Genomic DNA, 16445 nt, shown 5'->3' with positions numbered 1-16445 from the left:
GAGGAAAATACTTATGGCAAAATGGGTTTATATGTTTAGCGAGGGCGACATGACCATGCGTAACCTGCTGGGAGGAAAGGGAGCGAACCTGGCGGAGATGACAAGCATCGGTCTGCCGGTTCCACAGGGATTTACAATCACAACTGAGGCTTGTACCCAGTATTACGAAGATGGTCGCAAGATTAACGACGAGATCATGGCACAGACCATGGAAGGCGTTAAGAAGATGGAAGAGCTCAATGGAAAGAAATTTGGCGATCTGAAGAACCCACTGTTAGTATCGGTTCGTTCCGGTGCGAGAGCATCCATGCCAGGTATGATGGATACCATCTTAAACCTTGGTTTAAATGACGAGGTAGTTGCAGCGATGATCGCAGGCAACCCGGACCCGAAATTTGAGCGATTTGTATATGACTCCTACAGACGTTTCATCCAGATGTTCTCAGATGTCGTTATGGAGGTTGGTAAGAAATACTTCGAGCAGCTCATCGACAAGATGAAAGCAGAAAAAGGCGTTCACTACGACATAGAGCTGACCGCAGCTGACTTAAAGACTCTGGCAGAGCAGTTTAAGGCTGAGTATAAGAAACAGTTAGGTGAGGACTTCCCGTCTGATCCGGTTGTTCAGTTAAAATTAGCGATCGAAGCTGTATTCCGTTCCTGGGACAACCCGCGTGCGAACGTATACAGAAGAGATAATGATATTCCGTATTCCTGGGGTACTGCAGTAAACGTAATGCCGATGGTATTCGGTAACTTAAACGATGAGTCTGGTACAGGTGTTGCATTTACCCGTGACCCGGCAACCGGCGAGAAGAAGCTGATGGGCGAGTTCTTAAAGAACGCACAGGGCGAGGACGTTGTTGCTGGCGTTCGTACTCCGATGCCGATCGCACAGATGGAGCAGGAGTTCCCGGAGGCATATGCAGATTTCATCAAGGTTTGTGATGTGCTTGAGAACCACTACCATGATATGCAGGATATGGAGTTCACCGTAGAGAACAAGAAACTCTACATGTTACAGTGCCGTAACGGTAAGAGAACTGCTCAGGCTGCGCTGCAGATCGCTTGCGACCTGGTAGATGAAGGTCATAAGACAGAGGAAGAAGCAGTCGCTATGATCGACCCGCGTAACCTCGATACACTGCTGCATCCGCAGTTTGACGCTGCTGCATTAAAGGCAGCTACTCCGCTTGGAAAAGGCTTAGGTGCTTCTCCGGGTGCTGCTTGCGGTAAAGTTGTATTCACCGCAGAAGATGCTGAGAAATGGGCTGAGAAGGGCGAGAAAGTTATCTTAGTTCGTCTTGAGACTTCTCCGGAAGATATCACCGGTATGAAGGTTGCTCAGGGTATCTTAACCGTTCGTGGTGGTATGACCTCTCACGCAGCTGTAGTTGCTCGTGGTATGGGTACCTGCTGTGTATCCGGATGCGGCGACATCGCTATGGATGAAGAGAATAAGAAATTCACTTTAGCTGGTAAAGTATTCAACGAGGGAGACTTCATCTCCATCGATGGTACAACCGGTAATATTTACGAAGGTGAGATCAAGACCGTAGATGCTACTATCGCTGGTACATTCGGTCGCGTTATGGCATGGGCTGACAAGTTCAGAAGACTGAAAGTTCGTACAAACGCAGATACACCGGCAGATGCTAAGAAGGCTAGAGAGCTTGGCGCTGAGGGTATCGGTCTTTGCCGTACCGAGCATATGTTCTTCGAGGAAGACAGAATCGCTGCTTTCCGTGAGATGATCTGTGCTGACACTGTAGAAGAGAGAGAAGCAGCTCTGGATAAGATCCTTCCGTATCAGCAGGGCGACTTCGAAGGTCTGTTCGAGGCTCTGGAGGGCAACCCGGTAACTATCCGTTTCCTGGATCCGCCGCTGCATGAGTTCGTTCCGACTGAGGAAGATGACATCAAGAAACTGGCTGACGCTCAGGGCAAATCTGTAGAGTTCATCAAGAACCTGATTGCTTCCCTGCATGAGTTTAACCCGATGATGGGTCACCGTGGACTTCGTCTGGCAGTTACCTATCCGGAGATCGCTGTTATGCAGACCAAGGCAGTTATCCGTGCAGCTATCAACGTACAGAAAGCTCACGCTGACTGGTCCGTAAAACCGGAGATCATGATTCCGCTCGCTTGCGATGCGAAAGAGTTAAAATATGTAAAAGATATCGTTGTGAAGACCGCTGACGAGGAGATCGCAGCAGCAGGCGTTGATCTGAAGTACGAAGTAGGTACCATGATCGAGATCCCGCGTGCAGCTCTGACCGCTGACGACATCGCAAAAGAGGCTGAATTCTTCTGCTTCGGTACAAACGACTTAACTCAGATGACCTACGGCTTCTCCCGTGATGATGCAGGCAAGTTCCTGAATGCTTACTATGACAAGAAGATCTTCGAGAGCGATCCGTTTGCAAAACTGGATCAGACTGGCGTAGGTAAGCTCATGGAGATGGCGATCAAGTTAGGTAAAGCAGAGCGCCCGACCCTTCATGTAGGTATCTGCGGCGAGCACGGCGGCGACCCGTCTTCCGTAGAGTTCTGCCACAAGATTGGTCTTGACTATGTATCCTGCTCACCGTTCCGTGTGCCGATCGCTCGTCTGGCTGCTGCTCAGGCTGCAATCGCTGAGAAATAATCATTTAAGGAAAACCTTGAATAAAATAAATGAGTAGATAAGGACTCCCTTACGAAAGTAAGGGGGTCCTTTTGTATAAATAATCTGTGGCTGTTTATGAAAAAATGGAGTTACTGTTCACGCATGTGTGAACAGTAACAAAATGGATGATGGCAACTTTTTGTGGACATGGTATATTTTGAATGCTATAATAAAAAGTGTAAGAATATAAGGTAAGAGTTAAGAGGGCATTATGGATAAAGTTCCTGTAAATTTTTTACATGGAGCTTTTTTTGATCATATAGGAAATTAAGTCTTATATACGGGGACACCTAAGCGCGGGCCACTGAATCGTAATAAATGGCCGGAAATCAGATGTGAAGAAATAGAAAAGAATAACAGGGATGGAATGAAAATGAAAGGAAAAAGAGTGATCGCAGGTATTCTGCTTGTTGGAATCTTAGCAGTTACCCTGGCAGGGTGCAAAAACACAGGTGAGAATAAAAAAGAAACGGAAAAACCCGTCATCACCCTGGGAAGCGACAGCTATCCACCATACACTTATCTGAATGAGGATGGTGTGCCGACAGGAATTGATGTAGAACTGGCTACAGAAGCGTTCAGAAGAATGGGCTATCAGGTGGAGCCTGTCCAGATTAACTGGGAGAAGAAAAAAGAACTGTTGGAGAGCGGGGAGATCGATTGCATCATGGGCTGTTTTTCCATGGAAGGGCGCCTTGACGAGTACCGCTGGGCCGGACCGTATATAGCAAGCCGTCAGGTGGTTGCTGTAAATGAGAGCAGTGATATCTATAAACTGAGTGACCTGGAGGGAAAGAATCTGGCTGTTCAGTCCACAACCAAACCGGAAGGTATTTTTCTGAACCGGACGGATGAGAGAATCCCAAAGCTGGGTAATCTGATCAGTTTGGGACACAGGGAGCTGATCTATACATTTCTGGGAAAAGGATACGTAGATGCAGTTGCCGCACATGAGGAATCGATTGTCCAGTATATGAAGGATTATGACACAAGCTTTCGTATTCTGGAAGAGCCGCTGATGATCACCGGTATAGGGGTTGCTTTTGCAAAAGAGGATGACCGGGGAATCTGTGAGCAGATGGATCAGACCCTGGAGGAAATGCGTCGGGATGGAACATCCCTGAAAATCATTGAAAAATATCTGGATGATCCGGGAAGGTATCTGGAGGTGGATGAACTTGGATATTAAGGGAAGGACAAAGAAAAAGCAGATAGAAATAGTTGGTATTTTGCTTGGAATCTGTGTGGCGGTAGTTTCCCTGACTTATTTCTTTCATGCGGAAAAAGCGGAAGCAGAAGAAAGAATGGTAGAGATTGTAAACTATGTGAAAGTGCAGTGTTCCACCTATACTCATTATAATGAATCTTCGGAATCCAAAAGCCTTCTCCGTGCCATTGAAAGTGCCAGACAGATGAGTACCAATATTAACATGGAAACAGAAAACGGTGGTCAGTTAAGCCGGGAGTTTCTGAAAGATAATCTGCAGACTCTCTGGGTGGATGGCATCCTTGTACTGGATGCAGAGGGAAAGACGGTCTGTGAGTATAGCACAAAAGAGTCTCTGACGGATGAGATTACGAAGTATCTGCAAAAAGAAATTATCATGGATTTTACAGGATATGAAGAAAGAAGCTATTCGGAACGGCTTGCCAGGGAAGACGGGTCCCGGATCGACATTGCAGCCTGCGCCAGAAAAGACGCACCGGGTATTGTGGCAATTTACTATTACACATCTCCTGAATTTACCAGAAACTATACTTTGACGATACAAGGGCTTTTAAATGGATATAGTGTCCAAAAAGATGGAACAATTATTGTTGCAGACGATGGGCTCGTTGTTGCCAGTAACGATGAGAGCCTGTTGGGGCAGAATACGACCGACAATGAGGTTATTCAGGCAATGAAAAAGCACACAGACAGCCAGCATATTTTTCATTTGAAGAATGAAGGAACCGGATGCTACGGAATCATGCTGAAGCAGCGGGATTATTATATTTATGCATATCTTCTGGATGAGGAAGTGTTTCATAACCTTCCATTAAGTGTGGCTGGTGTCATTTTTCTATATTCTTTGATAGTTGGTATATTTTGGTCCTGTATCTTCAGAACCAATCTGGAACATGAGAAACAAGAGCGGGAAAAGGATGAAAAATATAAATCAGAACTTCTGATAGCTGCCAAAAAGGCGGAAGCCGCCAATAGGGCGAAGACGGAATTTCTCCAAAGGATGAGCCATGATATCCGGACTCCGATTAATGGAATCTGCGGTTTACTCAATATGGCAGATCATTGTGCAGATGATATGGAGAAACAGACAGAATACAGAACAAAGGTGAAAGAGGCATCCAATCTGTTGCTGGAGCTGGTAAACGATGTCCTGGATATGAGTAAGCTGGAGGCGGGTGAAGTGATTCTGGAAGAAATTCCATTTGATCTAAGCCGTATTTCCCGGGAAGTACTTGTTGTGATCGAGCAGATGGCTGCAGACCAGAATATCCGGATTGTGTGGGAGAAGAAAGAAATCACACATCGAAAGCTTATTGGAAGTCCAGGACATGTGAAACGTGTGATGATGAATATTCTGTCGAATGCGGTGAAATATAACAGAAAAAACGGATATATCTATATTAGCTGCCGGGAGATTCCATCCGAACAGCCAGAGATGACGACGATAGAATTTGTCTGCCGGGATACCGGAATCGGAATGGCAGAAGAGTTTCAGAAACATATTTTTGAACCGTTTGTACAGGAACACGCAGGAAGCCGCACAAAATTTGCGGGAACGGGTCTGGGAATGTCGATTGCAAAGAAGCTGGTTGAGAAAATGGGTGGAACCATTACCTTTGAAAGTGAAGATGGTGTAGGGACTACCTTTGTGATCCAGGTTCCATTTAAAATAGATCTGAATTCGGATAAATGGGAAGAACAGAAAGATGTATCAGATGGAAAATCTATAAAGGGACTGCATATTCTTATGGCAGAAGATAATGAGCTGAACATAGAAATTGCTGAATTTATGCTTCAGAATGAAGGTGCTGTCGTGACCAAGGCATGGAATGGGCAGGAAGCTGTGGATCAATTCAAAAAAAGTGAGTTAGGTGAATTTGATGCGATCCTCATGGATATCATGATGCCGGTCATGAATGGTTATGAAGCAACGAAGAGGATCCGGTCTCTGGAGAGAGAGGATGCTAAGACGATACCGATCATTGCAATGACAGCAAATGCGTTCACGGAGGACAGAATAAGAGCAAAAGAAGCGGGAATGGATGAACATATTTCTAAGCCTGTTGATGCAAAATTACTGGTAAAGGTAATTTATGAACTAGCGGAACACAGTTTTAGGGGGATTCGTAATGAAAAAGGAAAAAAGAAATAAGTTACTTGCTGTATTCCTGGTGATGGTAATGGCCATATTACTTTTATCAGGCTGCGGCGGGAAAAGAGCGGAAAAAGAAGATGCAGAAACCATCACGGTGTATTTATGGAGCACAAACCTGTATGAAAAATATGCACCCTATATTCAGGAACAGCTTCCGGATATTAACATTGAATTTGTAGTAGGAAATAATGATCTGGATTTTTATAAGTTTCTTGATGAAAATGGAGGATTGCCGGATATTATAACCTGTTGTCGTTTTTCACTGCATGATGCAAGTTCGCTGAAAGACAGCCTGATGGATCTTTCCACAACCAATGCGGCAGGTGCTGTCTATGATACATATCTAAACAATTTTAGGAACGAGGATGGCAGCATAAACTGGCTTCCGGTGTGTGCGGATGCCCATGGCTTTGTAGTGAACAAAGATCTTTTTGAAAAATATGATATCCCGTTGCCAACAGACTATGAAAGCTTTGTCTCTGCCTGCGAGGCATTTGATAAGGTGGGAATCCGAGGGTTTACCGCAGACTATTATTATGACTATACCTGTATGGAGACACTGCAGGGCCTGTCGGCGTCAGAACTTTCTTCTGCCGACGGACGCAGATGGCGCACCACCTACAGTGACCCGGATCATACAGTGAAAGAAGGTCTGGACAATACCGTCTGGCCGGCGGCTTTTGAACGGATGGAGCGGTTTATCCGGGATACAGGATTGAACCGGGATGATTTGGATTTGAACTATGATAATGTGGTTGAGTTGTTCAAAAGTGGTAAGCTTGCCATGTACTTTGGAAGCTCTTCCGGTGTTAAAATGTTTCAGGATCAGGGCATTCACACAACATTTCTGCCATTCTTTCAAGAGAATGGAGAAAAATGGCTGATGACGACACCCTATTTTCAAGTGGCTTTAAACCGTGATCTGGCACAGGATGAAACACGACGGAAGAAAGCCATGAAGGTATTGGATACAATGCTTTCAGAGGATGCTCAGAACCAGATCCTTTATGATGGTCAGGATCTCTTAAGCTACAGCCAGGATGTGGATATCCATCTTACAGAATATCTGAAAGATGTGAAACCTGTGATCGAAGAAAATCACATGTATATCCGTATTGCGTCAAATGACTTCTTCTCTATTTCCAAGGATGTAGTATCTAAGATGATCGCAGGAGAATACGATGCAGGGCAGGCTTATCAGTCCTTTAACACCCAGCTTCTGAATCAGCAGACTATCTCCGAGGATATCCTGCTGGATTCACAGAAATTCTATTCCAATCGTTTCCATGCCAGTGGAGGTAATGCAGCCTATTCGGTTATGGCAAATACGCTGCGCGGTGTCTACGGGACGGATGTGCTGATCGCCACCGGAAACAGCTTTACCGGAAACGTGCTGAAAGCCGGGTATACGAAAAAAATGGCGGGCAGCATGATCATGCCAAATGGTCTTTTGGCTTACAGCAGTAAGATGAGTGGGGCAGAGCTGAAAGAGACTGTCAGAAATTTTGTGGAAGGCTATGAGGGAGGCTTTATTCCCTTTAACAGCGGTTCTCTACCTGTAGTCAGCGGTATTTCTGTGGAGATCAGGGAAACGGATGATGGTTATACATTGAGCAAAGTTATGAAGGATGGAAAGAAAGTTCAAGACAATGATATGTTCACGGTAACCTGCCTGACGATACCTAAACACATGGAGAATTATCCGGTAGAGGATAATATTGTGTTTGATAGGGGAGATACTTCTGTGAAGGATACCTGGATAGGATATATTTCAGATGGTGATGCCGTTCTTGCAGAGCCTGAAGACTATGTGGCTCTGAGGTGAGAAAAATGGATATTAAGAATCATAATACAGACAAAAAGAAACTTGTCAATAGAAAACAATTCAAGGCAGCTGTCGTTATAGCTGTTTTTCTTGGAATCGTATTGACGGTTTCCCGATATTTTAAATTTGTGTCGAAAACGGTATATGAGGAAAGTGTGTCTCATCTGACAGAGATTTTTCATCAGTCTGATAATATGCTGCGGGAACTGACAGACAAGAATCTGACCTATCTTCATATGTGGGGAGAGAATCTGCAGAACACCTCCAATGAAGACGAAATTCGTGATTATATAGAGAAAGCACAGGAAGATGCCGGCTTTTTAGAATTCTTTTTTCTGTCAGCTGACGGAAACTATAAGAAGGTAACAGGTGAAACAGGGTATCTTGGATTACAGGGAAATATGGAAGAGGAGCTCCGACAGGGAAGTGATGTGATAACAAATGCAGCAGTTCCTGGAAAAGCCCAGCTGCTTGTTTTTGCAACTCCCAAGGCCTATGGAAGTTATCAGGGATTTGAATATGATGCGATTGCCATTGCCTATGAGAATTCTGATATCGTAAATGTACTGGATATCTCTGCTTTCGACGGAAATGCCCAGAACTATGTGATTCATCCGGATGGTCGTGTTGTGGTGGAGCATTCTTCTGGGTCATGGGGGAGAGTGTATAATTTCTTCGGTGTTCTGAGAGAGCATTCTGATATGTCTGAAAGAGAGATCAATGAGCTTTCGGAGAAGTTTAAAGAAGGACGTACCGATGCGAAGCTGGTAAAGCTTGATGGAAGGAGCTATTATCTGGTCTATGAAAAATCAGATATCAAGGATTGGATGTTTCTGGGACTTGTCCCGGCGGATATCGTGAATGCCAGTATGAATAGCCTGCAGTTTAATACAATGCTTCTCGTGGGAGGAGTCGTGCTCTGTATTGCCGCTTTACTTATCAGTTTTATTGTTCAAAAAGGCAGAACAAACCTCAGGAAAAAGGATACGGAGATCCTGTATAGAGACGAATTGTTTCAGAAGCTGTCAATGAATGTAGATGATGTTTTTCTGATGCTGGATGCTAGAACATATCAGGCAGATTACGTCAGCCCGAATGCGGAAAAATTGTTGGGGATTACGGTAGAAGAGATCCGTAAGGATATTCATGTTTTGGGAAAATTGCATTCTGAAAATCCGAAAGAACCGGATAAAAATTATCTGGAGAGAATCCGGGTTCATGAACAGAAAGAATGGGAGTTTGAATACGTTCATTATAAATCAGGAGAGCAGCGCTGGTTTCATAATGTTGCAATGTGCAGCGAGGTAAACGGAAAAAGAAAATATATCTTGGTTATGTCGGATCGTACCTCTGACAGGAAAATGAATCAGGCACTTTCTGAGGCAGTCCGTGCTGCGGAGACAGCAAACCGGGCCAAGAGTACGTTTCTTTCCAATATGTCTCACGATATCCGGACACCCATGAATGCGATCATCGGTTTTACCACACTGGCTGTAAGTAATATTGATGATAAGGAAAGAGTCCGGGATTATCTGGGTAAGATTCTTTCATCCAGCAACCACCTGCTCTCACTGATCAACGATATACTGGATATGAGCCGGATTGAGAGTGGAAAAATCCATCTGGAAGAAACAGAGGTCAGCCTGTCGGATGTGCTTCATGACCTGAAGACGATCATTGGTGGGCAGATCCATGCGAAGCAGCTGGAGCTTTATATGGATGCAATGGATGTGACTAATGAGGATATCTATTGTGATAAGACGCGTCTGAACCAGGTACTGTTGAATCTTTTGTCCAATGCGGTTAAGTTTACACCTGCTGGTGGAACCGTTTCAGTCCGGCTCAAACAGTGTCCGGGGACGCAAAGCGGCAGTGCGCTGTACGAGATCCGGGTAAAGGATAACGGAATCGGTATGAGCCAGGAATTTGTACAGAAGCTCTTTTCTCCTTTTGAGAGGGAGCGGACTTCCACGGTCACCAGGACTCAGGGTACCGGACTTGGCATGGCTATTACCAAGAACATTGTGAATATGATGGGCGGAACTATCGAGGTTCAGACAGAATATGGCAAGGGAACTGAATTTATTGTCCGCCTGCCATTCCGGATTCAGCCTGAGCATCACCATGTAGAGAAGATCGCAGAGCTGGAAGGTCTTAAGGCACTGGTTGTAGATGACGATTTTAATACCTGTGACAGTGTGACAAAGATGCTTGTCAAGGTTGGAATGCGTTCAGAATGGACTCTTTCCGGTAAGGAGGCTGTTCTCCGGGCGCGGCAGTCTATGGAACTGGGGGATGCATTCCATGCGTATATCATTGACTGGTGTCTGCCGGATATGAATGGCATTGAAGTTACCCGTCAGATCCGCAGTCTGGGTGACCATACGCCAATCATTATCCTGACGGCTTATGACTGGTCAGATATCGAAGTGGAGGCCAGAGCGGCAGGGGTTACAGCATTCTGTTCGAAACCTATGTTTATGTCAGATATCAGAGAGACCTTGATGACAGCTATCGGTCAGAGGCAGGCTGAGCAAGAGGATAATATTCTCCCGGCAGCAGGTTCAGATTTCAAGGGCAGATGTATATTGCTTGTGGAAGACAATGAACTGAACCGTGAAATTGCGGTGGAGATCCTGAATGAATATGGCTTTCTGGTTGACACTGCCGAAAATGGAGCAGAGGCAGTGGAGAAGGTAGAAAAATCGAAACCGGGCGGTTATGATCTTGTGTTGATGGATGTGCAGATGCCTGTCATGAACGGGTATGAGGCCACAAAGCGGATTCGTGCCCTGGATGATCCGGCACAGGCGGGAATCACTATTCTTGCCATGACTGCCAATGCTTTTGATGAAGACAGGAAGGAAGCGCTGGAATACGGTATGAATGGATTTCTATCCAAGCCAATTGTTGTAGAGGAATTAATTGATGCATTGCAAAAAAATCTTTCATAGAGGGGATACAGGAAGCAATGGCAAAAGTAACGGAAGTATATGAGTTAACCATTTGAGAAGTTAAGAAGGGATTGCATTAAGTAATGTGGCATGTTGCTAATTGACAAATTCATCTTTTCTAAGTATCGTATATACGTGTACAATAGTACGTATGATTTGAATGTGGAGTAAATATGACCGAAAAACATAGTTATGAGATTATCGTCCTGGATCTGGACGGAACCTTAACAAACAGAGATAAGGTGATTACGCCAAAGACGAAGCAGCGTCTGATGGAGCTTCAGGAGCGCGGAAAGAAGATTGTACTGGCGTCCGGGCGTCCGACGCCGGGAGTGCTGCCGCTTGCGAGAGAGCTGGAGCTGGCAAAATACGGCAGTTATATTCTGTCGTTTAATGGAGGCAGGATCACGAACTGCAAAACCGGCGAGATCATATTCAGCCGTTCCCTGCCGCAGGAGGCAAATCAGAAGATTATACGCTTGGCCGAGGAGGAACAGGTGGGGCTTTTGAGTTACGATGAGGCGGGGGCAAAGCTTCTGACGAACCAGAGTGACAGTCCCTATGCGAAGTTGGAAGCGCGGATCAACGGCATGGAGTTAGTACAGGTGGACGACATAGAAGCTGCGATCACGTATCCGGTACCGAAATACCTGATGATGGAGGATGGAGACTACCTGGCGATGGTCGAGCCGCGCGTCAAGGCGGCGATGGGGAAGAATTTCAGCGTTTACCGTTCGGAGCCGTTTTTCCTGGAGGTGCTTCCGAGGGGCATCGATAAAGCACAGTCGTTAGAGCGTCTTCTTTCTCACATCGGGCTTTCGCGTGAGCAGATGATTGCCTGTGGGGACGGCTACAACGACCTCACGATGATTCAGTATGCCGGATTAGGTGTAGCGATGGAGAATGCGGTGCTTCCGGTGCGGAAAGCTGCAGACTTTATTACCTATTCCAACAACGACGACGGTGTGGCTCATGTGGTGGAGAAGTTTATGCTGTAGAAGATTTGGCAGATTCGCATAAATGTATATTGCGTGAACAGATGAAAAATAAAATATTCATAAAAATAGGCAAGATACTAGACTTTAAAACTTTAATATGTTAATATAAGAAAAACGGAAAAATGAATATATTTTCGGAGTACATATTAAAAAGGGGTGCCTTGCATTATGAATAAAAAACTGAAAACCGAAGCTGTGGATCATCTGTTCCAGGCGATTCTGACACTGAAAAATACCGACGAATGCTATAGCTTTTTCGAGGATGTATGCACAGTTAATGAACTTTTATCATTTTCCCAGAGATATGAAGTAGCGAAGATGCTGCGTGAGAAGAAGACATATCTGGAGATCGCGGACAAGACCGGCGCATCGACAGCGACGATCAGCCGTGTCAACCGTTCTTTAAATTACGGAAGCGACGGATATGATATGGTATTTGCGCGTGTGAAAGAGCAGGAAGAGGCGGAGAAAACGGAAGCGTAAGACGAAGTAGGAATATACGCACGATAGATAAAGCGCGTACTTTCATAGGTGTAGCAAACCAACCTGCCAAAGATGGACAAATTTGGCTTGGGGTGGAATTGTCCCAGGAGCTGGCAGCTGGTTGAATGAAAGATAAAAAGAAATGAAAGAAAAAAGACATTGAAAGAATTTCCACAAGGGGAAGTGATTCCAGTGTCTTTTTTATCGTGTATGGTGCAATGGGTTGAATTTTTTGTTGTTTAGCCTGTTTTTGAGTGTGGCGGTACAGCGGAAGTGCTGCCTATTTCTTCTTCTTCGGATTCACCGGCGTCTCCTGCCGGAGCTGTTCCGCCAGGATTTCAATCATCTGTTTTTTCAGATAGACATCAAACGCCAGCTCACTGATAAAGGCGAACAGCTGTAAATACTCGCGGTCTTCACAGTCATAGTCCTTGAATGTCTGGCTGGCGGCGTCAAATTTTGCCATGACGTCTTCCTGCAAGCGCTTGCGCTGCCCTTTTTCCAGCGAAAAGATTTCGTTGTAAAGCTCTTCTAATTCCGGGCTGGAACCATGGGAAAAGTGGTGCTCGCTGATGGGCGAGAAGAGCTGCTCAATATCTCGAAAGGATATCACATTTTTAAAATAATAAATCAGAATCAGCATCAGCAGATGATTCTTGGAGTAGCGTTTTTTGACGGGCGGCGGCAGCAGGTTATTTTTGGCATAGTTATTGATCATGGTTTTGGTCAGGATCTTATCCTCGCCCAGCCATTTGGAAGTGTTCAGGTGGCTGTCCATGAAGGTCGTGACCTGATCCATATATAAATCAATACCGGGAATCTCCGACGGATGCACCCGGGTCAGACTATCAACATAAGCCAGCAGATCCTGCAGGCGTTCTTCGTTCGATTTCATGTATGTACCTCGCTGCGTTGAAATTCGAAAGCTGCGAAACAGGGAGGCGATTTTGGCGCTTCCGCTGTCATGAACTCTCTATGTGATATTATATAGTTTTGAAAACCAGATAGCAAGGAGAAATTTAAAATCAATGAAAATTCCGTGACATCCAAGAGAAAATAGATTATACTAGAGCGTATTCGAACATACTTTTTGTCATTAAAAATAGATTATATAAGAGGATAGAAGGGAACGAAACATATATGAGCAAATACGACACACTTAACCCGATGCAGCGGGAGGCGGTTTTTCACACGGAGGGACCACTCCTGGTTCTGGCAGGCGCCGGTTCAGGAAAGACGCGCGTCCTGACACACCGGATTGCGTATTTAATCGAGGAAAAACGGGTGGCGCCGTGGAATATCATGGCGATCACATTTACCAATAAAGCGGCGGCGGAGATGCGCGAGCGTGTGGATAAGATTGTGGGGGAAGGCGCGGAGGCGATCTGGGTCAGCACGTTCCATTCGAGCTGTGTTCGGATTCTGCGCCGGTTTATCGACCGTCTGGGATATGACTCGAATTTTACTATCTATGACGGCGACGACCAGAAAACGCTGATGAAGCAGGTGCTCAAGAAAATGCAGGCGGATCCGAAGCAGTTTAAGGAGCGGGCGGTGCTGTCACGGATTTCTGCGGCGAAAAATGACCGGATCACGGCGGATGAGTTTGAGCAACAGGCGGGAGCGGACTTCCGGGAGAAAAAGATTGCTCAGATTTACCGGGAATACCAGAAAGAACTCAAGAAGAATAATGCCCTGGATTTCGACGATCTGCTGGTGAAAACGGTAGAGCTTTTCGAGGCAAACGCGGATGTGCTGGAATATTATCAGGATAAATTCCGGTATATCATGGTGGACGAGTACCAGGACACGAACCTTGTACAGTTTAAGCTGGTCGATCTGCTGGCAAAGAAGTACAGAAATATCTGTGTGGTCGGTGATGATGACCAGTCGATCTACAAATTCCGCGGGGCAAATATCGAAAATATTTTAAGTTTTGAGAAAGCATTTCCGGGCGCACGCGTTATCAAGCTGGAGCAGAACTACCGTTCCACCCAGAGCATCCTGAACGCGGCAAATGAGGTGATCCGCCACAACCGCGGCAGAAAGGACAAGACGCTGTGGACGGCGAATGACGAGGGACCGAAGGTGCGCTTCCGTCAGTATGACACGGCATACGAGGAGGCAGACGCCATTATCTGTGATATTGAGCGTGAGAAAGAAGAGAAAAATGCGGAATATTCGGATTTTGCCGTGCTGTACCGTACCAATGCACAGTCGCGTCTTCTGGAGGAAAAATGTATTTATTACAGCATTCCGTACCGGCTGGTCGGTGGCGTCAATTTCTATCAGCGCAAGGAAATCAAGGATATTCTCTGCTATTTAAAGACGATTGCGAATGGGCGCGATGATCTGGCGGTTCAGCGTGTTATCAATGTGCCGAAGCGCGGCATCGGTGCGACCTCGATCGGAAAAGTGACGATCTATGCGTCTGCCAATGGCATGAGCTTTTATGATGCGCTGCTGCGCGTGCGCGGCGTGCCGACGATCGGCAAGGCGGCGGATAAGATCGAGAAGTTTACGGAGCAGATCGAAAACTTCCGGTCGCGGCTTTCGGCCCTTTCGATCCCGGAACTTATCGAGGCGATTCTGGAAGAGACGGGATATAAGAAGGATCTGGAGGCGGAAGGCGAGATCGAGGGAGAAACACGTCTGCAGAACGTGGAAGAGCTGGTTAATAAGGCGACCGGCTATATGAGCACAGCGGAGGAACCGACGCTGGACGGATTTTTGGAGGAGGTTGCGCTGGTAGCGGATGTAGATAGCCTGGACGAATCCGAAAACAGGATTGTCCTGATGACTTTGCACGGCGCAAAAGGTCTGGAATTTCCGTATGTCTATTTAAGCGGCATGGAGGACGGGCTGTTTCCGAGCAGCATGTCCATCTTTTCGGATGATAAGGACGCCATCGAAGAAGAACGGCGTCTCTGCTATGTCGGAATCACCCGTGCGGAGAAAGAACTGACGCTGACGGCGGCGAGACAGCGCATGGTCAATGGAGAAACGCGGTTTGCGAAGGTCAGCCGCTTCATCGAGGAGATTCCGCCGCAGCTTCTGGACGAGGAAGAGCAGCCGACCGTCTTTGAACGGGCTGCTGGTATGAGCCGGGGCAGACGCGGATTTGAAGATTCGGGGACTTCTGGCTGGACAACGGGCAGCTTTGGTGTATCTGGCGCGGGAGACGGCGATCGGGTGCGGATTGGCGGAATGTCTGGAAAACACCCTCTTTCAGAGAACGATGCCGCCTGGGAGCGCGGCGCAGCCCGGATGAGCGGCTGGGGCGGTGTGAATGGTTCCGGAAGTGCTGGTTCTGGCCGCACGCTGGATCCATATAAGAGCGCTTATAGTTCCAGCAGCCGTCCAGCCAGCCCGGCACCGTCATTTGGCAAGGCATTTACGGTCCAGAAGGCCGACCATCTTTCCTACGGTGAGGGCGACCGAGTCCGCCACCTCAAATTTGGCGAGGGAACGGTGCAGCAGATCGCGGACGGCGGCAAGGATTTTGAGGTGACGGTTAATTTTGACCGCGTGGGCGTGAAAAAAATGTTCGCTTCATTTGCAAAACTGGTGAAATGTTAGACCGTGTTTGCCGTATTGTTACGGTACACGTATGCGAAAACAGTAATGCCGTATTAAAACATTTTCGCCAGATCCAATAAAAAATATAGTAAAATCGGCTGAGAGATGGTATAATAAAATCAAGAATTGCGGATCAAAACGCGGGAAAGGATGTGGAGTGTATGAATAAATTTGATATGATGAGCAAAGATGCGCTCTCCAGAGTAGAAGAGATCATGAATGCAACCAAACTGAATGAATTCCTTCACAGAAAAGAAGAAGAGGAGAAACAGAAAAACTGTATTCTCTGGATTTTAGCCATTATCGGTATTGTAGCAGCAGTTGCAGCGATTGCATACGGCGTATATCGTTTCTTTACTCCAGATTATCTGGAAGATTTCGAGGACGACTTCGATGATGATTTCGACGATGATTTCTTCGAGGATGAGAGCGACGAGAAAGAGAAGAAAGACTGATTGTGATAATTTAGTCAATGAATCATAAAAAATACTGCGCGGAACCGGAAAATCGGTTTCACGCAGTATTTTTTATGCCATAGGAAAGTTTGTAGATAAG

The 16445-nt window shown here is 46.2% G+C and carries 10 protein-coding genes; 9 read left to right on the top strand and 1 reads right to left on the bottom strand.

Annotation, left to right across the window (positions count from 1 at the left end):
* Window positions 1–13: 13 nt before the first annotated feature.
* From ppdK to DWX68_RS04925, 7 genes are all read left to right on the top strand, one after another.
* A complete protein-coding gene (gene ppdK / locus DWX68_RS04955) occupies window positions 14–2647 on the top strand; it encodes a pyruvate, phosphate dikinase (RefSeq protein WP_118628757.1) in 2634 nt (877 codons plus the stop codon).
* Window positions 2648–3041: 394 nt separating this feature from the next.
* On the top strand, window positions 3042–3857 hold the full coding sequence (locus DWX68_RS04950; RefSeq protein WP_107001673.1) for an ABC transporter substrate-binding protein: 816 nt from the start codon (window positions 3042–3044) through the stop codon (window positions 3855–3857).
* Window positions 3841–6048: an ATP-binding protein gene (locus tag DWX68_RS04945; RefSeq protein WP_118628756.1), complete on the top strand. Its 2208-nt coding sequence runs from the start codon at window positions 3841–3843 to the stop codon at window positions 6046–6048. Before DWX68_RS04950 ends, DWX68_RS04945 begins: the two co-directional genes overlap by 17 nt.
* Window positions 6026–7876 (top strand): ABC transporter substrate-binding protein, encoded by a 1851-nt coding sequence (locus tag DWX68_RS04940; protein ID WP_107001582.1) that lies wholly within the window; start codon window positions 6026–6028, stop codon window positions 7874–7876. The genes DWX68_RS04945 and DWX68_RS04940 overlap by 23 nt, the downstream gene beginning before the upstream one ends.
* A gap of 5 nt (window positions 7877–7881) precedes the next feature.
* A complete protein-coding gene (locus DWX68_RS04935; protein WP_107001581.1) occupies window positions 7882–10830 on the top strand; it encodes a PAS domain-containing hybrid sensor histidine kinase/response regulator in 2949 nt (982 codons plus the stop codon).
* 173 nt (window positions 10831–11003) lie between these two features.
* Window positions 11004–11828, top strand: coding sequence for a Cof-type HAD-IIB family hydrolase (locus DWX68_RS04930; protein WP_118467424.1), 825 nt, complete (start codon window positions 11004–11006; stop codon window positions 11826–11828).
* Window positions 11829–11996: 168 nt separating this feature from the next.
* Window positions 11997–12311, top strand: a complete 315-nt coding sequence (locus DWX68_RS04925; RefSeq protein WP_022359748.1) for a YerC/YecD family TrpR-related protein — start codon at window positions 11997–11999, stop codon at window positions 12309–12311.
* A gap of 280 nt (window positions 12312–12591) precedes the next feature.
* Here the strand turns inward: DWX68_RS04925 and DWX68_RS04920 are convergent, their stop codons facing one another.
* Window positions 12592–13206, bottom strand: coding sequence for a DUF1836 domain-containing protein (locus DWX68_RS04920; RefSeq protein ID WP_022359749.1), 615 nt, complete (start codon window positions 13204–13206; stop codon window positions 12592–12594).
* Between the two features lie 245 nt (window positions 13207–13451).
* Here DWX68_RS04920 and DWX68_RS04915 point away from each other — a divergent pair, with 245 nt between their 5' ends.
* Together DWX68_RS04915 and DWX68_RS04910 are read left to right on the top strand one after the other, a co-directional pair.
* Complete coding sequence (locus tag DWX68_RS04915) at window positions 13452–15890, top strand: UvrD-helicase domain-containing protein (RefSeq protein ID WP_118628755.1); 2439 nt, start codon at window positions 13452–13454, stop codon at window positions 15888–15890.
* A 161-nt stretch (window positions 15891–16051) separates the two neighbouring features.
* Window positions 16052–16345: a hypothetical protein gene (locus DWX68_RS04910; RefSeq protein ID WP_022359751.1), complete on the top strand. Its 294-nt coding sequence runs from the start codon at window positions 16052–16054 to the stop codon at window positions 16343–16345.
* Window positions 16346–16445: the final 100 nt, after the last annotated feature.

Source organism: Clostridium sp. AF20-7, assembly GCF_003479275.1.
In the GTDB taxonomy this organism is placed as follows: domain Bacteria; phylum Bacillota; class Clostridia; order Lachnospirales; family Lachnospiraceae; genus Otoolea; species Otoolea fessa.
Note: the sequence above shows the minus strand (reverse complement) of the source record. Positions and strands in the feature narration are given on the sequence as shown.